The 19,225-nt window shown below is 71.3% G+C and carries 13 protein-coding genes; 7 read left to right on the top strand and 6 right to left on the bottom strand.

Features of this window, described 5'->3' with window-relative positions; genetic code table 11:
* Positions 1 to 6: 6 nt before the first annotated feature.
* The 4 genes from glgB to HCK04_RS07405 are packed head-to-tail and all read right to left on the bottom strand — an operon-like array spanning position 7 to position 7,493.
* Positions 7 to 2,265 carry a 1,4-alpha-glucan branching protein GlgB gene (gene glgB, locus HCK04_RS07420; protein WP_142646199.1) on the bottom strand — a complete coding sequence of 753 codons (2,259 nt, stop codon included), beginning with the start codon at positions 2,263 to 2,265 and terminating at the stop codon, positions 7 to 9.
* 47 nt (positions 2,266 to 2,312) lie between these two features.
* Positions 2,313 to 3,665 carry a phosphotransferase gene (locus HCK04_RS07415; RefSeq protein WP_142646197.1) on the bottom strand — a complete coding sequence of 451 codons (1,353 nt, stop codon included), beginning with the start codon at positions 3,663 to 3,665 and terminating at the stop codon, positions 2,313 to 2,315.
* Positions 3,662 to 5,413, bottom strand: coding sequence for a maltose alpha-D-glucosyltransferase (gene treS, locus HCK04_RS07410; protein ID WP_142646195.1), 1,752 nt, complete (start codon positions 5,411 to 5,413; stop codon positions 3,662 to 3,664). The genes HCK04_RS07415 and treS overlap by 4 nt, the downstream gene beginning before the upstream one ends.
* Positions 5,414 to 5,444: 31 nt before the next feature.
* Positions 5,445 to 7,493, bottom strand: a complete 2,049-nt coding sequence (locus HCK04_RS07405; protein ID WP_142646193.1) for an alpha-1,4-glucan--maltose-1-phosphate maltosyltransferase — start codon at positions 7,491 to 7,493, stop codon at positions 5,445 to 5,447.
* 373 nt (positions 7,494 to 7,866) lie between these two features.
* Here HCK04_RS07405 and glgP point away from each other — a divergent pair, with 373 nt between their 5' ends.
* Genes glgP through HCK04_RS07390 form a run of 3 tightly spaced genes read left to right on the top strand, consistent with a single transcriptional unit; the run spans position 7,867 to position 12,374 of the window.
* Positions 7,867 to 10,464: an alpha-glucan family phosphorylase gene (glgP, locus tag HCK04_RS07400; RefSeq protein WP_142646191.1), complete on the top strand. Its 2,598-nt coding sequence runs from the start codon at positions 7,867 to 7,869 to the stop codon at positions 10,462 to 10,464.
* A 55-nt stretch (positions 10,465 to 10,519) separates the two neighbouring features.
* A complete protein-coding gene (locus HCK04_RS43425; protein ID WP_142646189.1) occupies positions 10,520 to 11,578 on the top strand; it encodes a glycosyltransferase family 4 protein in 1,059 nt (352 codons plus the stop codon).
* Between the two features lie 22 nt (positions 11,579 to 11,600).
* The gene (locus HCK04_RS07390; RefSeq protein ID WP_142646187.1) at positions 11,601 to 12,374 is read left to right on the top strand and encodes an enoyl-CoA hydratase-related protein; all 774 of its coding nucleotides are present in this window, start codon (positions 11,601 to 11,603) and stop codon (positions 12,372 to 12,374) included.
* A gap of 4 nt (positions 12,375 to 12,378) precedes the next feature.
* Here the strand turns inward: HCK04_RS07390 and HCK04_RS07385 are convergent, their stop codons facing one another.
* A complete protein-coding gene (locus HCK04_RS07385) occupies positions 12,379 to 13,248 on the bottom strand; it encodes an alpha/beta fold hydrolase (RefSeq protein ID WP_142646185.1) in 870 nt (289 codons plus the stop codon).
* Positions 13,249 to 13,251: 3 nt separating this feature from the next.
* Entirely contained in the window at positions 13,252 to 15,984 is a 2,733-nt protein-coding gene (locus HCK04_RS07380; protein WP_142646183.1) for a helix-turn-helix transcriptional regulator, read from the bottom strand.
* A gap of 133 nt (positions 15,985 to 16,117) precedes the next feature.
* Between HCK04_RS07380 and HCK04_RS07375 the strand changes: the two genes are divergently transcribed.
* The 4 genes from HCK04_RS07375 (at position 16,118) to HCK04_RS07360 (ending at position 19,145) form a co-directional block, all read left to right on the top strand.
* The gene (locus HCK04_RS07375; protein ID WP_240971091.1) at positions 16,118 to 16,486 is read left to right on the top strand and encodes a hypothetical protein; all 369 of its coding nucleotides are present in this window, start codon (positions 16,118 to 16,120) and stop codon (positions 16,484 to 16,486) included.
* A gap of 6 nt (positions 16,487 to 16,492) precedes the next feature.
* On the top strand, positions 16,493 to 17,719 hold the full coding sequence (locus tag HCK04_RS07370; RefSeq protein ID WP_142646181.1) for a DUF6395 domain-containing protein: 1,227 nt from the start codon (positions 16,493 to 16,495) through the stop codon (positions 17,717 to 17,719).
* On the top strand, positions 17,704 to 18,558 hold the full coding sequence (locus HCK04_RS07365) for a M55 family metallopeptidase (protein WP_240971089.1): 855 nt from the start codon (positions 17,704 to 17,706) through the stop codon (positions 18,556 to 18,558). Before HCK04_RS07370 ends, HCK04_RS07365 begins: the two co-directional genes overlap by 16 nt.
* 71 nt (positions 18,559 to 18,629) lie before the next feature.
* Positions 18,630 to 19,145 (top strand): YbaK/EbsC family protein, encoded by a 516-nt coding sequence (locus HCK04_RS07360; protein ID WP_142646179.1) that lies wholly within the window; start codon positions 18,630 to 18,632, stop codon positions 19,143 to 19,145.
* The last annotated feature ends 80 nt before the right edge of the window (positions 19,146 to 19,225 follow it).

Raw genomic sequence — 19,225 nt, 5'->3', positions numbered from 1 at the left:
CGGGGCTCAGGACCCGGCGACCGCGCCCCCGGGCTCGGAGTCCGCCTCCTCCGCGCCGGCCTTCCCGGTGTCCGCCTTCCCGGTCGTCTCCGCGCGCGCGTCCATCTCCGGGCTCACGGCCGTCGGGCTCTCCACCGGGCGCAGCCACACCACGCCGAGCGGCGGCACGCGCAGCCGGGTCGAGCAGGGCAGCCCGTGCCACGGCGTCTCGACCGACTCGACCGAGCCCATGTTGCCGACGCCGCTCCCGGCGTACTCGTACGCGTCGGTGTTGAGGATCTCCTCCCACCGCCCGGGAGTGGGCAGGCCGAGGTGGTAGTCCTCGTGCGGGGCGCCGGAGAAGTTGGCGACGCAGGCCAGCACCGAGCCGTCCGCGCCGTAGCGCAGGAACGACAGCACGTTGCCCGAGGCGTCGTCGGCGTCGATCCAGCGGAAGCCCTCGTGGGTGTGGTCGCGCGTGTACAGCGCGGGCGACTCCCGGTAGAGGTGGTTGAGATCCTTCACCAGGCGGCGTACGCCCTGGTGGTAGTCGAAGTCGAGCACCCACCAGTCGAGGCCGTTGGCCTCCGACCACTCGGCGCCCTGGCCGAACTCGCCGCCCATGAACAGCAGCTGCTTGCCGGGGTGGGCCCACATGAAGCCGAACAACGCGCGGAGGTTGGCGAAGCGCTGCCACTCGTCGCCCGGCATCTTGCCCAGCAGCGACCCCTTGAGGTGGACGACCTCGTCGTGCGACAGCGGCAGCACGAAGTTCTCCGAGAAGGCGTACATGAGGGAGAACGTCATCTGGTGGTGGTGATACTGTCGATAGATCGGCTCGCGGGACATGTAGCTGAGCGAGTCGTGCATCCAGCCCATGTTCCACTTGAAGCCGAAGCCGAGCCCGCCGAGGTGGACGGGCCGCGACACGCCGGGCCAGGCGGTCGACTCCTCCGCGATCGTCATGATTCCCGGCTCCTCGCGGTAGACGACGGAGTTCATCTCCTTGAGGAACTCGATCGCGTCGAGGTTCTCCCTGCCGCCGTACACGTTGGGCGTCCACTCGCCCTCGCGCCGCGAGTAGTCGAGGTAGAGCATCGAGGCCACGGCGTCCACCCGCAGGCCGTCGACGTGGAACTCCTTGAGCCAGTAGAGCGCGTTGGCCACGAGGAAGTTGCGCACCTCGTTGCGGCCGAAGTCGAAGACGTACGTGCCCCAGTCGGGGTGGGTGCCGCGGGCGGGGTCGGCGTGCTCGTAGAGCGGGGTGCCGTCGAAGCGGGCCAGCGCCCATTCGTCCATCGGGAAGTGCGCGGGCACCCAGTCGACGATCACGCCGATGCCGGCCCGGTGCAGCTCGTCGACGAGGTGGCGGAAGTCGTCGGGGGAGCCGAACCGCGAGGTCGGGGCGTAGTAGGAGGTCACCTGGTATCCCCACGAGCCGCCGAACGGGTGCTCGGCGACCGGCAGGAACTCCACGTGGGTGAATTCCATGTCCTTGACATACTCGACCAGCTCGCGGGCGAGGTCGCGGTAGGACAGGCCGGGGCGCCAGGAGCCCAGGTGCACCTCGTAGATGCTCATCGGCTCGGTGAGGGCGTCGTGCGACGGCCGGGCGGTCATCCACTCCTCGTCGCGCCACTCGTACGCGGAGCTCTCGACGATGCTGGCCGTCGCCGGGGGCACCTCGGTGCGGCGGGCCATCGGGTCGGCCTTCTCCCGCCAGATGCCGTCGAGGCCGAGAATCTGGAACTTGTAGCGCGTGCCCTCGCCGATCTCGGGGAGGAACAGCTCCCACACGCCCGACCGGCCGAGCGAGCGCATGGGGTGGGCGGCGCCGTTCCAGTGGTTGAAGTCGCCGATCACCCGCACGCCCTGCGCGTTCGGCGCCCAGACCGAGAAGGCCGTCCCGTCGACGTCCTCGTGACGCATCACGCGCGCCCCGAGCACCTCCCACAGCCGCTCGTGCCGTCCCTCGCTGATCAGGTGCAGGTCGAGCTCGCCCAGCGTCGGCCAGTGCCGGTAGGGGTCGTCCGTCTCGTACGGCGGAGCGTCGGGATAGGTGATGCGCAGGCGATAGCCGGGGACCTTGTCGACGCCGGGCAGCGTCACCTCGAACACCCCGAACGCGCGATGGCTCATCGTGTGCGCCGATCCGTCGGCCAGCACCTCGACCTTCTCCGCGAAGGGGCGCAGGGCCCTGATCGTGACGCCGTCGGGCCCGGGATGGGCCCCCAAGATCGAGTGGGGGTCGTGATGCGCGCCCCCGGCCAGCCGGTCCAAGTCCATGTCGCCCAACCTGCCCTAGATATATCCCTCCGAACACCCCGATCTTGTCAGCGAAAGGCCGCGAGCGGGATGGGCAGCCACGAGGGGCGGTTGCGCGCCTCGTAGACGACCTCGTAGACCGCCTTGCTCAGTTCGAGCGCGCGCAGCAGCACCGCGTCGTCGCCTCGGATGTGCCCGCCGCCTTCGGAGTAGCCGGCCAGGAAGGCGGCCCGGTTGCGCTCGGACCACTCCCGGGCCCGGCACTCCAGCGCCTCGGCGTTGGGATGCCCGGCCAGCAGATGCCGCGCCGCGTATTCGAAGGAGCGCAGCATGCCCGCCACGTCGCGCAGCGGCGAGTCGAGCGCCCGCCGCTCGGCCAGCGGCTGGCCCGGCTCGCCCTCGAAGTCGAGCACCACCCAGTCGGTCATCGTGCGCATGACCTGGCCGAGGTGGTAGTCGCCGTGCACGCGCTGCACCGGGATCTCGTGACCGAGGTCGGCCAGCCGGTCGAACGCCTCGGCGGCCACGGCGGCGTGCTCGCCGAGAGGCGGCACTTCGGCGACCGCCTTGTCGAGGCGGCGGCGGAACCGCTCGGTCATCCGCTTGATCTCGGGAGGCTCGATCGTCCCGGTGGGGAAGGCCCGCGCGAGCTCCCGGTGCACCCGCGCGGTGGCCAGCCCGAGCCGCCGCGCCTCGGCGGCGAAGTCGCCTCCCGCGTCCTCCGCCGGCATGCCCTCGGGGCTGGCGTAGAAGTCGCGCACGCTGGTCAGCGCCATCGACCAGCCCTCGTTTGCGTTCTGCAGATACTCCTGCATGATCGCCAGGGTGGTGGGCTCGCCCTGGAGCTCGGTCTCGATCCAGCCGTACGGCTTGGCCACGTGGGCCGAGCCCGCGTCCGCGAGCGCCGTGATGATCTCCAGCTCGGGGTTGACTCCCGGGTTGAGCTGGCGGAACAGCTTGAATATGTATTTGTCGCCGTACACCAGCGAGGTGTTCGACTGCTCGGCGGTCAGCACGAGGCTGCGCTGCGAGGTGTCGATCTCCACCCCGTGCGCGGGGTGGAAACCGAGGCCGTCGAACCGGCGGTCGCCGGCCATCCCCTCCAGCAGGTGCGCCGTCAGGACGGAGTCGTGCAGCGCGTCGTACATCTCGACCTCGCGGCCGTCGCCCCGGCGGCAGGTGCCGATCCGGACGTGACCGAGCCGGTCGGGCAGGTGCTCGCGCAGCCCGACCGGGATCTGGTAGCGCGTGTGGCGCTCCCCCTGCCGCACGCACACGATCAGATGGACCAGCGCCGGGTCGCCGGAGGCGATCTCGATCTCGGAGTCGATGGACAGGTCGTCGATGGCGCGCCCCTTGCCGGCGAACCACCGTTGTCCGGTGATCCAGCCGGCCAGGAGTCCCTGAAGTGAAGTCGTCACTCCTCCTTCGTGCCGGCCGTCCTGTTCGTGACGGGCAGTGTGAACCAATAGAACCCATGCCCGGGGAGCGTCAAAAGATACGGAAGCTCGCCGATCGGGGGAAACGGAACTCCGCCCATGCACTCGACCGGCGTGGACCCCTCGAACCTGCGCAGGTCGAGCTCGACCGGCTGGGGGAAGCGCGACAGGTTGTTGACGCACAGCACCCGGTCGTCGCCCAGCTCGCGCACGAACGCGAGCACGCTCGGGTTGGACGAGTTCAGCTCGGTGAACTCACCGAGGCCGAACACCGGGTGACGCTTGCGGATCTCGATCATCCGCTTGGTGAAGTGGAGCAGTGAGCTGGCGCTCTTCTGCTGCGCCTCGACGTTGATCGCCTGATATCCGTAGATCGGGTCCATGATCACCGGCAGGTAGAGCCGGCCGGGGTCGCAGCTCGAAAAGCCCGCGTTGCGGTCGGGCGTCCACTGCATCGGCGTGCGGACGCCGTCCCGGTCGCCGAGCCAGATGTTGTCGCCCATGCCGATCTCGTCGCCGTAGTACATGACCGGCGAGCCGGGCAGGCTGAGCAGCAGCGCGGTGAACAGCTCGATCTGGTTGCGGTCGTTGTCCAGCAGCGTCGCCAGCCGGCGGCGGATGCCGACGTTGGCCCGCATGCGGGGGTCCTTGGCGTACTCGGAGTACATGTAGTCGCGCTCTTCGTCGGTGACCATCTCGAGCGTGAGCTCGTCGTGGTTGCGCAGGAAGATGCCCCACTGGCAGTTCTCAGGGATCTTGGGCGTCTGGGCCAGGATCTCCGAGATGGGGTAGCGCGACTCCCGCCGCACCGCCATGAAGATGCGCGGCATCAGCGGGAAGTGGAAGGCCATGTGGCACTCGTCGCCGCCGGTGACCGGGTCGCCGAAATACTCCACCACGTCGGCCGGCCACTGGTTGGCCTCGGCCAGCAGCACCCGGTCGGGGTAGAGCCGGTCGACCTCGGCCCGCACCCGCTTGAGGTACGCGTGGGTCGCCGGCAGGTTCTCGCAGTTGGTGTCCTCCTGCTCGAACAGGTAGGGGATCGCGTCGAGCCGGAACCCGTCGATGCCGAGGTCGAGCCAGAAGCGGATGACCTCCAGCATCGCGTCCTGCACGGCCGGGTTCTCGAAGTTGAGGTCCGGCTGGTGGTGGAAGAACCGGTGCCAGTAGTACTGCCCGCGGACCGGGTCGAAGGTCCAGTTGGACGCCTCGGTGTCGATGAAGATGATCCGGGCGTCCTTGTACTTCTCGTCCGTGTCGCTCCAGACGTAGAAGTCGCCGTACGGGCCCTCGGGGTCGGTGCGGGACGCCTGGAACCAGGGGTGCTGGTCGCTGGTGTGGTTCATGACCAGGTCGGCGATGACCCGGATGCCGCGCTTGTGCGCCTCGTCCACCAGCTTGATGAAGTCCCCCAGATCACCGAAATCCGGGAGGATCTTCATGTAGTCCGAGATGTCATACCCGCCGTCCTTGAGGGGGGACTCGTACAGCGGGAGCAGCCAAAGACAGTCGATGCCGAGCCACTGGAGATAGTCCAGCTTCTCGATGAGGCCACGGATGTCGCCGGTGCCGTCGCCGTTCGAGTCGGCGAAGCCCCGGATCAGCACCTCGTAGAAGACAGCCCGCTTGTACCAGTACTTGTCCCGCGGCTCCTCCTCGGTGAAGGTGTTGGGGACCGGCTGCGTGTGGCTGGGCTGGGTGTGACTGGGCTGAGGTGTCGTCGAGCTCACCTTTTGACTCCCCGGATGTGCCGAGCTGCGCTCACGGGCGGTGCGCTGACCCGTGGCGGAGCGTGAGAATGTGTGCGGGATGGACGTGCGGGTCGAGGCGCACGTAGTTCGCCTGCCCCCAGCGGTACGACTCGCCCGACAGTTGGTCGTCCACGACGAACTCGGCATGCCAGTCGAGACCGAGGGCCGGCATGTCGAGCCGGACCGTCGCCTCGTGTGTGTTGTGTGGATCCAGATTGACGACGGCCAGCACGACATCGCCTAGTCCGTGCCGTCGTGAGGCCGTGTCATAGGCGCCGGGCAGCCGCTTGGAGAAGCAGATCACGTCCGGCTGGTCGACGTTGTGAAACCGTAGGTTACGCAATTCCTGGAGCGCCGGGTGCGCTCTTCTCAACAAATTGAGCTGGGTAATGAGCGGGGCAAGGCTGCGGCCCTCACGCTCCGCTTCGGCCCAGTCACGCGGCCTGTACTGGTATTTCTCGCTGTCCAGGTACTCCTCGCTGCCGGGACGCACCGGGACGTTCTCGGCCAGCTCATACCCGGAGTACACACCCCACGTAGGAGCCATCAACGCGGCCAGAATCGCCCGGATCTTGAACGCCGGAACGCCTCCGTGCTGGAGATACTCGTGCAGGATGTCGGGCGTGTTGACGAACAGGTTCGGCCGCAGGTAGTGCGAGGTCTCGTGGGACAGCTCCCACAGATACTCCTCCAGCTCGGGCTTGGAGTTGCGCCAGGTGAAGTAGGTGTACGACTGGTGGAACCCGACCTTGGCGAGCGTGCGCAGCATGGCCGGGCGGGTGAACGCCTCGGCGAGGAACAGCACGTCGGGGTCGGTCGTGTTGATGTCGGAGATCAGCCGCTCCCAGAACCGGACCGGCTTGGTGTGCGGGTTGTCCACCCGGAAGATCCGCACGCCGTGGTCCATCCAGTGCCGGACCACCCGCTTGACCTCCGCGTAGATCCCCTCGGGGTCCTTGTCGAAGTTCAGCGGATAGATGTCCTGGTATTTCTTCGGCGGGTTCTCGGCGTACGCGATCGAGCCGTCGGCCCGGATGTTGAACCACTCCGGGTGCTCCTTGACCCAGGGATGGTCGGGGGAGCACTGGAGCGCGAGATCGAGGGCGACCTCCATGCCCAGCTCGCGGGCCTTGGCGACGAACGCGTCGAAGTCCTCGATCGTGCCCAGATCGGGGTGGATCGCGTCGTGCCCGCCCTCCTGGGAACCGATGGCCCAGGGCGACCCGGGGTCGTACTGGTCGGGGGTCAGGGTGTTGTTGCGGCCCTTGCGGAACTGCGTCCCGATCGGGTGGATCGGCGGCAGGTAGACCACGTCGAAGCCCATCTGGGCGATCGCGGGGAGCCGCCTGGCCGCCGTACGGAACGTGCCCGACTTGGGGGCGACGCCCTCCTGCCCCACCACGGCGCCCTCGGAGCGGGGGAAGAACTCATACCAGGAGCCGAACAGCGCCCGCCGCCGGTCCACCCGCACGCGGTTGCGGCCCGAACGGGTGAGCAGGTCGCGCAGCGGGTGCGCGGCGATCAGCGCGGCGGTCTCGGGCAGCTGGGTCACCGCGAAGCGCGCCCTGGGGTCCACCGCGTCGTCGCGCAGCCGGGCCGCGAGGGCCAGCAGCGCGGCCCGGTGCCCGCAGGTGCCGCCCGCCTCCGCCGCCGTGCAGTCCGCCGCCCGCACGCCCTTGGCCGCCCGCTCGAACAGCCGGGCGCCCTCCTCGCACATGAGGTCGGCGTCCAGGTCGCGCGGGATCTTGATGCCCGCGTCGTGCATCCACGTGGCGATCGGATCACTCCACGCCTCCACCCGGAACTGCCACAGGCCCTCGGCGGGGAGCGTGACCTCCACGCTCCACCGGTCGGTGCCGGGCGCGACCTCGCGCATGGGCAGCATCCGGCCCGGCGTGCCGCTCGGGTCGGTCAGCACCACGCCGGCGGCGACCGCGTCGTGCCCTTCGCGGAACACCGTCGCACTGATCTCGAAGGTCTCTCCCGCGGCCGCCTTGGCGGGCCACTGGCCGCAGTCGACGACGGGCTGGATGTCCAGGATGGGAATGCGTCCGATCATCGTCACTTCGTACTCGGGGGCGGCACACCGGGTGCCGCCGGGGTCAGCGGGGCAGGAACAGCTCTGGTCAGGCGGCAGCACGAGACACGGACCACTGGCCGCGGTCCTTTCTCATCATACAGGGGTTGCCCTAATAGTCCACTCTTACCCCTGCGGAACGAAAGACCGCTCGCGTGTTTGGGATGACTCCGCGGGGAGATCGATCATTGCGTGCCGGCCGCCGCAGTCCGGCACGCACATCACCAGGTCAAGGGTACTTTGGTGAGGTTTGAACCGGTCTGATGGTGGTGAAAGCGTTCGAGAACTGGCTTCGCAGTACGGCAAGGTTGATTCGGTCGCGCGTCGTGGCGCTGAGTAACTAGGGTCTGGCCCCGTGAGAGCTATCCGCAGGTTCACTGTCCGAACCGTCCTTCCCTCACAGCTCGCACCTTTGGGCGAGTTGGTCCAAAATCTCAGATGGTCGTGGCACCCCGAGACCACGGACCTGTTCGCCGAGGTGGATCCCGAGGTCTGGGAGCGCGTCGATCACGACCCCGTCGCGCTGCTCGGCGCGGTCGAGGCCGAAAGACTGCGCGAGCTCGCCCAGGACCGGCGCTTCCTGCGCCGCCTCGCCGACGCCGCCGACGACCTGCGCGAGTACATGACCGCCCCCCGGTGGTACCAGTCGCTGGAGGACGCGCCGAAGGCGATCGGCTACTTCTCGCCCGAGTACGGCATCTCCGCCGCCCTGCCGCAGTATTCGGGCGGCCTCGGCATCCTCGCCGGCGACCACCTGAAGGCCGCCAGCGACCTCGGTGTCCCGATCCTCGGCGTCGGCCTGCTCTACCGGCACGGCTACTTCACCCAGTCCCTTTCCGCCGAGGGCTGGCAGCTTGAGCACTACCCCTCCCTCGACCCCGGCGGCCTGCCGCTCACCCTGCTCAAGGAGGAGGACGGCGCCCCGGCGCGCATCAAGATCGGCCTCCCCGAGGGGCGCGTGCTGCACGCCCAGATCTGGGTGGCCCAGGTCGGCCGGGTGCCGCTGCTCCTGCTCGACTCCGACGTCGCCGAGAACGACGCGGTCGCCAGGGACGTGACCGACCGCCTGTACGGCGGGGGCGGCGACCACCGCCTGATGCAGGAGCTGCTGCTCGGCATCGGCGGCGTGCGGGCCATCCGGGCCTACTGCCGGATCACCGGCCACCCCGAGCCCGAGGTGTTCCACACCAACGAGGGCCACGCCGGCTTCCTCGGCCTTGAGCGCATCCGCGAGCTGACCGAGGCCCGGCTGTCGTTCGAGGAGGCCCTTGAGGCCGTACGCGCCGGGACCGTGTTCACCACCCACACCCCGGTCCCCGCGGGCATCGACCGGTTCCCGGCCGAGATGATCGCCCGGCAGTTCGGCGGGTCGAACGCCTGGCCGACGGTGTCGGTCGACCGCATCCTGGAGCTCGGCGCCGAGCCCGACGGCCCCGACGCCGACAAGTCGGTCTTCAACATGGCCGTCATGGGCATGCGGCTGGCCCAGCGGGTCAACGGCGTGTCCGAGCTGCACGGCCGCGTCAGCCGGGAGATGTTCCAGGGCCTGTGGCCGGGCTTCGACGTCGACGAGGTGCCGATCGGCTCGATCACCAACGGCGTCCACGCCCCGACCTGGGTCGGCCGGGAGATGATGGAGCTCGCCGGCGCGGAGCTGCCCTCGCTGATCGACAAGGCGCAGGGCTGGGAGGGCGCGCACAAGCTGTCCGAGGCCGATATCTGGGGCATCCGGGGCACGCTGCGGGCCCGCCTGGTCGTGGAGGCGCGGCGGCGGCTGCGCAAGTCGTGGCGCCAGCGCGGCGCCAGCGAGGCCGAGCTGGGCTGGGTGGACGAGGCGCTCGACCCGAACGTCCTGACGATCGGCTTCGCCCGGCGGGTGCCGTCGTACAAGCGGCTGACTCTCATGCTGAACCAGCCCGACCGGCTGCGCAGGCTGCTGCTCGATCCGGACAAGCCGGTGCAGATCGTCATCGCCGGCAAGGCGCATCCGGCCGACGAGGGCGGCAAGAAGCTCATCCAGCAGATCGTCCGCTTCGCCGACTCGGAGGACGTGCGGCACCGCATCGTCTTCCTGCCCGACTACGACATGGCGCTCGGGCAGCTCATGGTGACGGGCTCGGACGTGTGGATGAACAACCCGCTGCGCCCGCTGGAGGCGTGCGGCACGTCCGGCATGAAGGCGGCGCTCAACGGCGGCCTCAACCTGTCCATCCGCGACGGATGGTGGGACGAGTGGTACGACGGCAACAACGGCTGGGCGATTCCCAGCGCCGACGGAGTGGACGACCCCGAGCGCCGCGACGAGCTGGAGGCCACGGCGCTGTACGACCTCATCGAGCGCGAGGTGGCCGACCGCTTCTACGACCGGGCCGCCGACGGCCTGCCGCGGCGCTGGCTGGAGATGGTCAAGCACACGCTGAGCTCGCTCGGGCCGAAGGTGCTGGCCGGGCGCATGCTGCGCGACTACGTGACCGACCTGTACACCCCGGCGGCCGTCTCCGCCCGGTCGCTCGCGGCCGACGGCTACAGCAACGCCCGGCTGTTCGCGGCGTGGAAGCTGCGCGTGGCCAAGGCCTGGCCGGGTGTACGCGTCGAGCACGTCGAGGCGACCGGCGTCGGGGACACCCCCGAGCTGGGGGCCCGGCTGGAGCTGGGGGCCACGATCGCCCTCGGCGAGCTGTCGCCGGATGACGTCCAGGTCCAGGCCGCCTACGGCCGGGTGGGCGCGCACGACGAGCTGCTGTCACCGAGCTACGTCACGCTGAAGGTCGACTCGGTGGGCGACGACGGCCGGGCGCACTACACCGGCGTCGTGCCGCTCGACCGCACCGGCGCGTTCGGCTACACCGTGCGCGTGGTCCCGTTCCACCCGCTGATGGCGTCCGTGGCCGAGCTCGGCCTCATCGCCGTACCGGAGGAGCCGGTCGGCATGACCAACGGCACCCTGCGCTGATCGATCACCCCTCCCTCCTGCTTTCTTCGCAGGTGGGAGGGGTAAGACCAGCACCATGGCACAGGCCCTGCACATCGGGATGATCGCCCCGCCGTGGTATGACGTGCCGCCCCGCGCGTACGGCGGCATCGAGGCGGTGACCGCCACGCTGGTCCGTGGTCTGCGGGCGCGCGGGCACCGGGTCACCGTCATCGGGGCCGGCCGCGAGGTGGATCTGCGGACCTACGACGAGCCGCCCTCGGACCGGATCGGCGAGCCCTTCCCCGAGGTGGTGCACGCGGCCGAGGCGGCCCGCCTCCTGCGGGGCCTGGAGGTGGACGTCGTCCACGACCACTCGCTGGCCGGGCCGCTCACCGCCGGGGGGCGGCTCGTGCCGACGGTCGTCACCTGCCACAGCGACGTGAGCGGGGAGCTGGGCGACTACTACCGGAGCCTCGGCACGGACGTGTCCCTGGTGGCCATCTCCTCGGCCCAGCGCGCCCAGGCGCCCGGCCTCAACTGGGTGGGGCGGGTGCACAACGCGGTGGACGTCGCCGCGTGGCCGTTCCGGGAGCGCAAGGACGACTGGGTGTTGTGGCTGGGGCGGCTCAGCCCCGACAAGGGCGCGCACCTCGCGATCGAGGCGGCGCGGGCGGCGGGCCGCCGCATCCTGCTGGTCGGCAGGCGCACCGAGCCGGCGGAGCGGGCCTACTTCCGCGAACGGATCGAGCCGCTGCTCGGGCCCGGCGTCGAATACCTGGGGGAGGCGGACGAGCGGCTCAAGAGCGACCTGTTCTCCCGGGCCCGGTGCCTGGTGTTCCCGCTGCTCTGGGACGAGCCCTTCGGCATGGTCATGATCGAGGCGATGGCCTGCGGCACCCCGGTGGTGGCGCTGCGGCGGGGCGCGGCGCCCGAGATCGTGGTGGACGGCGTGACCGGCTACATCCGCGACACGCCCGAGGAGCTGCCCGCCGCGATCGAGGCGGTCTCCGCGCTGGACCCGCACGCGGTGCGCGACCGCGTCGTCCGGCACTTCGACGTGCCCGTGATGATCAGAGGATACGAGCGCGTCTACCACGAGGTCACCGCCGCGATGGCGGCCACGCCCTCGCGGCCCCTCCCGCTCGGCCGCTGATCTCCCCCTTATGGTGGGGGCCATGGGTGAATTCGTCAGGGTCGAGATCTCCGAGCACGTCGCCACGATCCGGCTCGACCGGCCGAAGATGAACGCGCTGAACCGGCAGGTCCAGGAGGAGATCGCGGAGGCCGCGCGCCTCGTGGACGCCGATCCGAGCACGCACGCGGTCATCGTCTACGGCGGCGAACGGGTCTTCGCGGCCGGCGCCGACATCAAGGAGATGGCGGTCATGTCCTACGCCGACATGGCCGTGCACTCGCGCGCTCTGCAGGACTGCTTCACCGCGGTCGCGCGGATCGGCAAGCCGGTCATCGCGGCGATCACCGGATATGCCCTGGGCGGCGGCTGCGAGCTCGCGCTGTGCGCCGACTTCCGGGTGGCCGGGCAGAGTGCGAAGCTCGGCCAGCCGGAGATCACCCTCGGGATCATCCCCGGCGCGGGCGGCACCCAGCGCCTGCCCCGGCTCGTCGGGCCCGCCCGGGCCAAGGACCTGATCTTCACCGGGCGGCACGTTGACGCCGCCGAGGCGCTCGCCATCGGCCTGGTCGACAGGGTGGTGCCCGACGGCGAGGTCTACACCGCGGCGCTCGAACTCGCCGCGACCTTCGCCCAGGGGCCGGTCGCCGCGGTGCGGGCGGCCAAGCTCGCGATCGACCACGGCCTCGAGACCGACCTCGACACCGGCCTGGAGATCGAACGCCTCCAGTTCTCCGGCCTGTTCGCGACCCAGGACGCCCGGGAGGGCATGACGGCCTTCGCCGAGAAGCGCCGCCCCAAATTCACCGGCCGCTGACGGGTCATGCCGTGTGGGCGAGGACGGCGCCGGCCAGCTCGGCGTGCACCTCGGGCGGCAGGGTGTGGCCCATTCCCTTGACCGTCATCAGCCGGGCGCCGGGGATCCGCTCGGCGATGACGGCCCCGTGGCCCGGTTTGGCGGGCTCGTGCGTGCCCTCGACGACCAGGGTGGGCGCCTCGATCCGGTGCAGGACGCCCACCGGCTCGAAGCCGGGCTTGGCCGCCGCCGCGAGCCGGTGGTTGGCCGCCGCGTCGAGGTCCCGCGCCCGGTCGTACACGCGCTCGGCCAGCCTGCGCGAGGCGTCCTCGTCGAACGGCAGGCCGGTGCCGTGCAGCACGCGGTCCTCCGCGATCATGCGCTCGATGCGCTCCCGCCGGTCGCGCGGCGGCGGCGCGGCGATCACCTCGCGGTAGAACGCGACGAACTCCGGCGTGGGCTCGGGCAGGCTGCCCTCGGGCTGCGGCTCGCCCATCAGCGCCCGCATGAGCACCGCGCCCTCACCACCGCCGAGCGGCGACGAGGCGATGACGGTGAGCGTCCGCACGCGCTCCGGCCGCTCCACCGCGATCAGCTGCCCGAGCAGCCCGCCCGCCGAGTGGCAGACCAGATGCGCGCTGTCCAATCCGTGCGCGTCCATCACCCGCAGCACGTCGTCCTTGATGTCATCCCATGTGTACGGATCCTTCGAGAAGTCGACGACGTCGGACATCCCGGTGTCGCGGTGGTCGTAGCGGATCACGCGCCGGCCGCCCGCGACGAGCCGGCCCACGAACGCGTCCGGCCACAGGATCCCCTGCGACATCGACCCCATCACCAGCACGATCGGCGCGTCGGCCGCGGCCCCGAACTCTTCACTCCAGATGTTTGGCATGGGCTAAAGCATGCTGCGCGGGGCCGCCGGCGCCTTCCGTAGAACTACTAGCCGCGCCAGCTCCGTACGCGAGGTGATGCCGAGCTTCGGATAGATCTTGTACAGGTGATATTCGACCGTGCGCGGGCTCAGGAACAGCCGGGCGGCGATCTCCTTGCTGGTCGCGCCGTCCGCCACCAGGGTGGCGATGCGCAGCTCCTGCGGGGTGAGCGCGTCGAGCGCCGTCCCCCGCACGTCCGGCACCGCCACGGGCGTCTCCGGCCCGTTCTCCTCCGGCCCGTTCTCTTCCGGCCGGACGCTCTCGCCCGCCGCGCGCAGCTCGCCGTACGCGCGCCGCGCCCACGGATCGGCTCCCGCCCGCCGGAACGTCTCCAGCGCCGCTCGCAGGTGCGCCCTGGCCTCTCCCGGCCGGTGCGTACGGCGCAGCCGCTCGCCCAGCAGCAGTCCCGTCCTGGCCGCCTCGAACGGGTTGGCGTGCAGGCGCGACGCCTCGCCGAGCGCCTCGACCGCCTGGTCGTCCGGCAGGACCAGGCCGCGGCACCGGGCGAGCAGCGCCCGCGACTCGGCCGTCCCCGCATGGGACGACCAGCGCTCGTACGCCTCCAGGGCCGCACGGGCGGCGTCGGCGTCGCCCGCGCCGACGGCGGCCTCGATCCGGTCGGGCGTGCTCCGCCAGACCACGGTGGGATGACCGGCTCCCGGGCCCGCGGCGGCGATCGCGGTGAACCGGTCGTGGGCGGCGGCGAACCGGCCGAGGCACAGGTCGAGCATGGCCAGGGCGTACGCCGCGAGCCCGGCGCGCAGGCCCACCCGGTGGGGGACGGCGATGGCGAGCGCCTCCCCGGCATGCCGGGCGCAGGCCTCCTCCTCGCCGCGCAGGGCCGCCACGGCCGCGAGGTTGGCCAGGTGGGCCGCCACGGTGTTCGCATATCCGGCCTCGCGCGCCAGCTCCAGGCCCTCCTCCGAGACGGCCCGGCTCTCGGCGAGGCGCCCGGCGAGCCGCTCCGCGGTGGCGACGAACTCCAGCACCACGGGAAGCTGGCCGGCCATCCCCGAGACCCTGGCCACGCGCCCGGCCCGCTCGGCCAGCTCGGCGGACAGGTCCACCTCGCCCAGATGGCTGGCCGCCGCCGTCGCCCACAGGAAATCGGCCGCCTCGCGCAGCTCACCCGTACGGCCGAGCGCCCGCCTGAGCAGGTCGTGCCCGCCGTCGCCCGCGAGCGTCGCGCCGATGCCGGCGACCACGTCGCGCAGGAACCCTTCGGGGAAGGCCGCCGCCCGCCGCCCGATCTCGATCATGGCCGCCGTGTCGCCGACGTACGACGCCGCCTCCGAGGCGTCGGCCAGCATGTCCAGGGTGTCGCCCGCCGCGAGGATCCGTACGGCCTCCGCGGCGTTGCCGGAGTTGAGCTCGAAGCGTCCGCGGAGCCGGGCGATCTCCATGGTCAGCGCGGTGTCCGCCCCGGCGAGCTCGCGCGCCTCGGCCAGCAGCGACTCGGCCTGGCCGGGACGGCCCCCGAGCCACGCGGCCTCGGCGGCGTCCGTGAGCCGCCGGGCGCGCACGAGCGGTGCGGGGGTGAGCTCGGCGGCCCTGGTCAGGGCGGTGGCGGCGGCGCCATAGCCGCCTCGGTCCCGGGCCCGCTCCGCGGCCCGCGCGAGGGCGGCGGCGACCGATTCGTCCTGACCGAGCGCGGCCCCGGCCAGATGCCAGGCCCGCCGGTCTCCCTCAGATATCTCGGACGCATCCGACACCTCGGCCAGTGCCGCGTGCGCCTCGCGGCGTGCGGCGGGGGAGGCCGCCTCGTACACCGCCGACCGGATCAGCGGATGGCGGAACCGCACGCGCGTCCCGGACACGCCCGCGAGCCCGGCCGACTCCAGCTCGGGCAGCGCCGCCTCGTCCGCGCCCAGCCGCTCGGCGGCCCGCAGCACCAGGCCGAGATCGCTCTCGACCGCCGCCAGTAGGGCGGTCAGCCGTGCCCCCGCGGACAACGCGGCCACCCGGTCGCCGAAGAGCCGGCTTCCACCGGGCAGGGGGTCGGGCAGCGGTTCCCGACCGGCCCGCTGGGCGTCCGTGAGCAGCCGCGCCGTCTCGCGCAGCGCCAGCGGGTTGCCCCCGGTCAGCGCCACGAGCTCGCGCCTGACCGGCGGCGCGAGCGTGAAGCCGGCGTCGAGCAGCTCGGCGGCCGCAGGTTCGGCCAGCCCGGCGATCTCCAGCGAGGGCAGGCCCGGCACCGGCGTGTCGCCGCGTACGGCCAGCGGCATCGCGATCGGTTCGGTGCGCAGCCGCCTGGCGGCGAACAGCAGGGCGTCGGCCGACGGCCGGTCCACCCACTGGAAGTCGTCCACGACGCAGATGAGCCCGTCCGGCGCGGCGGCCTCGGCCAGCAGCGACAGCACCCCGGCCGCCAGCAGGAACCGGTCGCCCGAACCGGCGGGGGCCAGCCCGAGCGCGCCGCGTACGGCCTCGGCCTGCGGTTCCGGCAGCGCGTCGAGCAGCCCGGTCACCGGCAGCAGCAACTGGTGGAGGGCGGCGAACGCCAGGTCGGCCTCCGCCTCGACCCCCGTGGTGCGCAGCACGCGCATGGGCGCGCCGCGGGAGGCCGCCAGGTCGAGCAGCGCCGTCTTGCCCGCACCGGCCTCGCCGCGCAGCACGAGCGCGCCGCCCTGACCCTTCCCGGCCCGGGCGATCAGGTCGTCTATCGCGGCCGTCTCCGCCGATCTGCCGTAAAGCACAACCGCCGACTGTATTGCGTGGTGAGAGGCGCGACCGACGCGAACCGGCCTTATCGCGGCTTCCCAGGGTCCTTTGAGCGACTTCAAATTTTGCGTCAAGAAACGCTCCAAAATGCCACTATCGTGGCGGTCCATGATGCGGTTGCGAGTGCTGGGCCTGTCACGGCTGCGCCGGGCGCTGCTGTCCCGGCTCGACTCTCGATACGTCACCAAACCCGATCACCGGCAGGACCTGAAGGACGCCATCTGGGAGGTCCAGATGCTCCGCCGCGAGGTCGTGGGGCTGCGTGAGGAGGTCGACCGGCTGCGGCGGATCTCCACGGCGCCGGTGAAACCGGCCGCCGCGCCCACCCCGGCCGCCGACCCCAAGGCGGCCGAGGCGCACCGGCTGGCCACCGAGATCGCTGCGGCGGTGGACACGCTGCTGCAGAACGAGATGCGCATCTGGCAGGCGATCGACGACCTGTCGGCGCGGGTGGGCGCTCCCGGGCGGGCGGGGTGACCGGTCGTGCGGGTGCGATGGACGCGTGACGCGGACGTGTGGCGGCTGGTCTTCCGGCTCGACCCGGAGGACGAGACGACGGGGGCCTGCACCGACGGTCACCCCGTCGAACTGCGGACCAACTCCTGCCACGTCCGGACAGGGGACGCCGGCGCGTCCCCCCATCCCGACCTGCTCGCGGTCGCGGCGTGGACCGTCGTCGCGCCGTGGACCAGGCGGCGGGTGACCTTCGACCGGCCGATCTCCGCCGGGCTCGCCGAGGCGTTCCGTACGGCGTGGGGCGTGGACGCCGGGCCGGTCGGGGCGGACGCCAGGCGCGGCACCCGCCTCGCCATCTCCTACAGCGGGGGCGCCGACTCGATGGCGGTGGCCGCGATGTTCCCCGACGCGCCGTTCGTGCACTTCCAGCGGGTCAGTCACCCCCGGGTGCCCAACCGGTGGACGCACTACCGCTCGGACGTGCTGGCCCAGCTCGCCCGGCAGACCGGCCGCGAACTCCACATCGCCCAGTCGGACCTGGAGTTCCTGCTGAGCCGTCCCCGGCCCGGCTTCCCCGAGCACCACGCCGTCACGGTGGGGGCGCTGCTCCTCGCCGACGACCTCGACCTCGGCGGCGTCGCGCTGGGCTACGAGATCGGGTCGCGCTGGCTCGGCAGCGACCGCTACGTCAACCGCTACACCCCGGACAACCCCATGTGGGCGCCGCAGGGGAAATGGGCCCCGCTGTACGCGGCCGCGGGGCTCCCGCTGGTGCTCCCGGTCGGGGGCGTGAGCGAGCCCGTGACCATGCGCATGGCGCTGGGCTCCGACCTCGCGCACCTGGTGCGCTGGTGCCTGCGGGGCGACGCCTCGGGACCATGCCGGAAGTGCGGCAAGTGCCTGCGCAAGGAGCTGATCCTCGCCGCCGTCGAGGGGCGGCCGATCACGACGACGCTCACCGCCCGGTCGGTCCCCGCACGCGCCTGGCAGCAGCCGCCGCCGTACTCTGGCCAGGAGACGATCGAGTACGGCTGCGCGCGGGTGCCGGGGATCGAGGACACACCGTTCGCGAAGGCGGCGGAGTACCTTAAGGCGACTGTCGAGTCCACCCGCTGGATGGACCGCTGTTACCCGCCCTCGATCGACGAGACGCCGGAGCCCTGGCGCGAACGAGTCGGCGCGTACATGCGGGAGCAGGTCGGGCTCATGACCGCGGACGAGCAGCGCCAGGTGGAGGCATGGGCGGCGATATGAAGATCTACCTGTCGGTGGACATGGAGGGGGTCACCGGGCTGACCGACCCCGAGGAGATGCACCTCGGGGGCCGCGGATACGAGCGCGGCTGCGAGCTGATGACCGGCGACGCCAACGCGGTGATCCAGGGCGCCTTCGACGCGGGCGCCGCGTCCGTGCTGGTGAACGACGCCCACGGGTCCACCAAGAACCTCAGGATCGACCTGCTGGACGAGCGCGCCACGCTGATCAGGGGTCCGGGCAAGCCGCACCGCATGGGTCAGGGCCTCGTCGCCGGCATGGACGCCGCCTGCTTCGCGGGTTATCACGCACGGGCCGGGGTGCCGCACGGGGTGCTCAACCACACGTGGATGGGCAAGGAGATCCAGAACGTCTACCTGAACGGCGAGGTCTGCGGCGAGACCCGGATCGTGGCCGGCTTCGCGGGCTCGCTGGGCGTGCCGGTCGCGCTCGTCACCGGTGACGAGGCGGTGTGCGAGGAGGCCAGGGAACTGCTCGGCGACGTCGAGACGGTCGCCGTGAAGAAGGGCATCGACAAGTTCTCCGCCGAGCTGCTGCCCCCGGCCGTCGCCTCGCGGCGCATTCGCGAGGCCGCGGCCCGTGCCCTGGGCAGGCTGTCCGATTTCCGGCCCTACGTGGTCGAGCCGCCGTACACGCTCGGTGTGGAGTGGAACTCCACCGCCATCGCCGCGGCCTGCTCGATCGTGCCCGGCGTACGGCTCGCCGGAACTCGGCACACCGAGTTCACCACCGACGACTACCACGAGATCATGGCGGTGTTCGGGCTCTTCTCCATGATCGGAGGCCAGGTCGCCTGCGGCAGCGGCCGGTACGGCTGACGCCCGCCCTGCTCGGAGCTGCCTCTAGGGTGGTCACCCGACTGCACGAGCGCGCCGTCAAGGAGGGCTGAATGCCGCTCGAATGGGTTCCCGCGTCCGACCGGCCGGACCTGCTCGCCGATCCCGTCGCCAAGGCCGTGGCCTCGCTCGACGTCACGGTGAAGGTCGCCGAGATCGATCCCGCGCTGTCCGACACCGCCGCGTTCTGCGAGCGGTACGGCGTGGCGATGGAGGACTCGGCCAACTGCGTCATCGTCGCCGCCAAGCGGGGCGGGCAGACGCGGTACGCCGCCGTCATGGTGCTCGCCACCGACCGGGCCGACGTCAACGGAATCGTCCGTCGCCACCTGGACGCGCGGAAGGCGTCCTTCGCTCCGCAGACGGAGGCCGTCGAACTGACCGCGATGGAGTATGGAGGGATCACTCCGATCGGCCTTCCCGAGGGCTGGCCGGTGCTCGTTGACGAAAACGTGACCCGGCGGCCTTTCGTGGTGATCGGCAGCGGTGTGCGCCGCTCCAAGCTGGCGCTTTCCGGCGAGGCGCTGGTCGCGGCGACGCGTGGGGAGGTTCTCGCGCTCACCATTTGACCGACTGCCGGGAAACCGTCGGCGTCTTTTCTCCGTTGTGCTGACTGGAGATGTGGCGCGATGGTTCACTCATGGGCGTT

The organism is Microbispora sp. CL1-1 (assembly GCF_012034195.1).
Classification (GTDB): domain Bacteria; phylum Actinomycetota; class Actinomycetes; order Streptosporangiales; family Streptosporangiaceae; genus Microbispora.
This window is presented reverse-complemented; position numbering and strand designations above follow the sequence as displayed.

Coding starts and splice junctions, on each gene's coding strand:
- glgB (WP_142646199.1), bottom strand. CDS start 2,265: ATGGACTTGGACCGGCTGGCCGGGGGCGCGCATCACGACCCCCACTCG.
- HCK04_RS07405 (WP_142646193.1), bottom strand. CDS start 7,493: ATGATCGGACGCATTCCCATCCTGGACATCCAGCCCGTCGTCGACTGC.
- HCK04_RS43425 (WP_142646189.1), top strand. CDS start 10,520: ATGGCACAGGCCCTGCACATCGGGATGATCGCCCCGCCGTGGTATGAC.
- HCK04_RS07390 (WP_142646187.1), top strand. CDS start 11,601: ATGGGTGAATTCGTCAGGGTCGAGATCTCCGAGCACGTCGCCACGATC.
- HCK04_RS07385 (WP_142646185.1), bottom strand. CDS start 13,248: ATGCCAAACATCTGGAGTGAAGAGTTCGGGGCCGCGGCCGACGCGCCG.
- HCK04_RS07375 (WP_240971091.1), top strand. CDS start 16,118: ATGATGCGGTTGCGAGTGCTGGGCCTGTCACGGCTGCGCCGGGCGCTG.
- HCK04_RS07365 (WP_240971089.1), top strand. CDS start 17,704: ATGGGCGGCGATATGAAGATCTACCTGTCGGTGGACATGGAGGGGGTC.
- HCK04_RS07360 (WP_142646179.1), top strand. CDS start 18,630: ATGCCGCTCGAATGGGTTCCCGCGTCCGACCGGCCGGACCTGCTCGCC.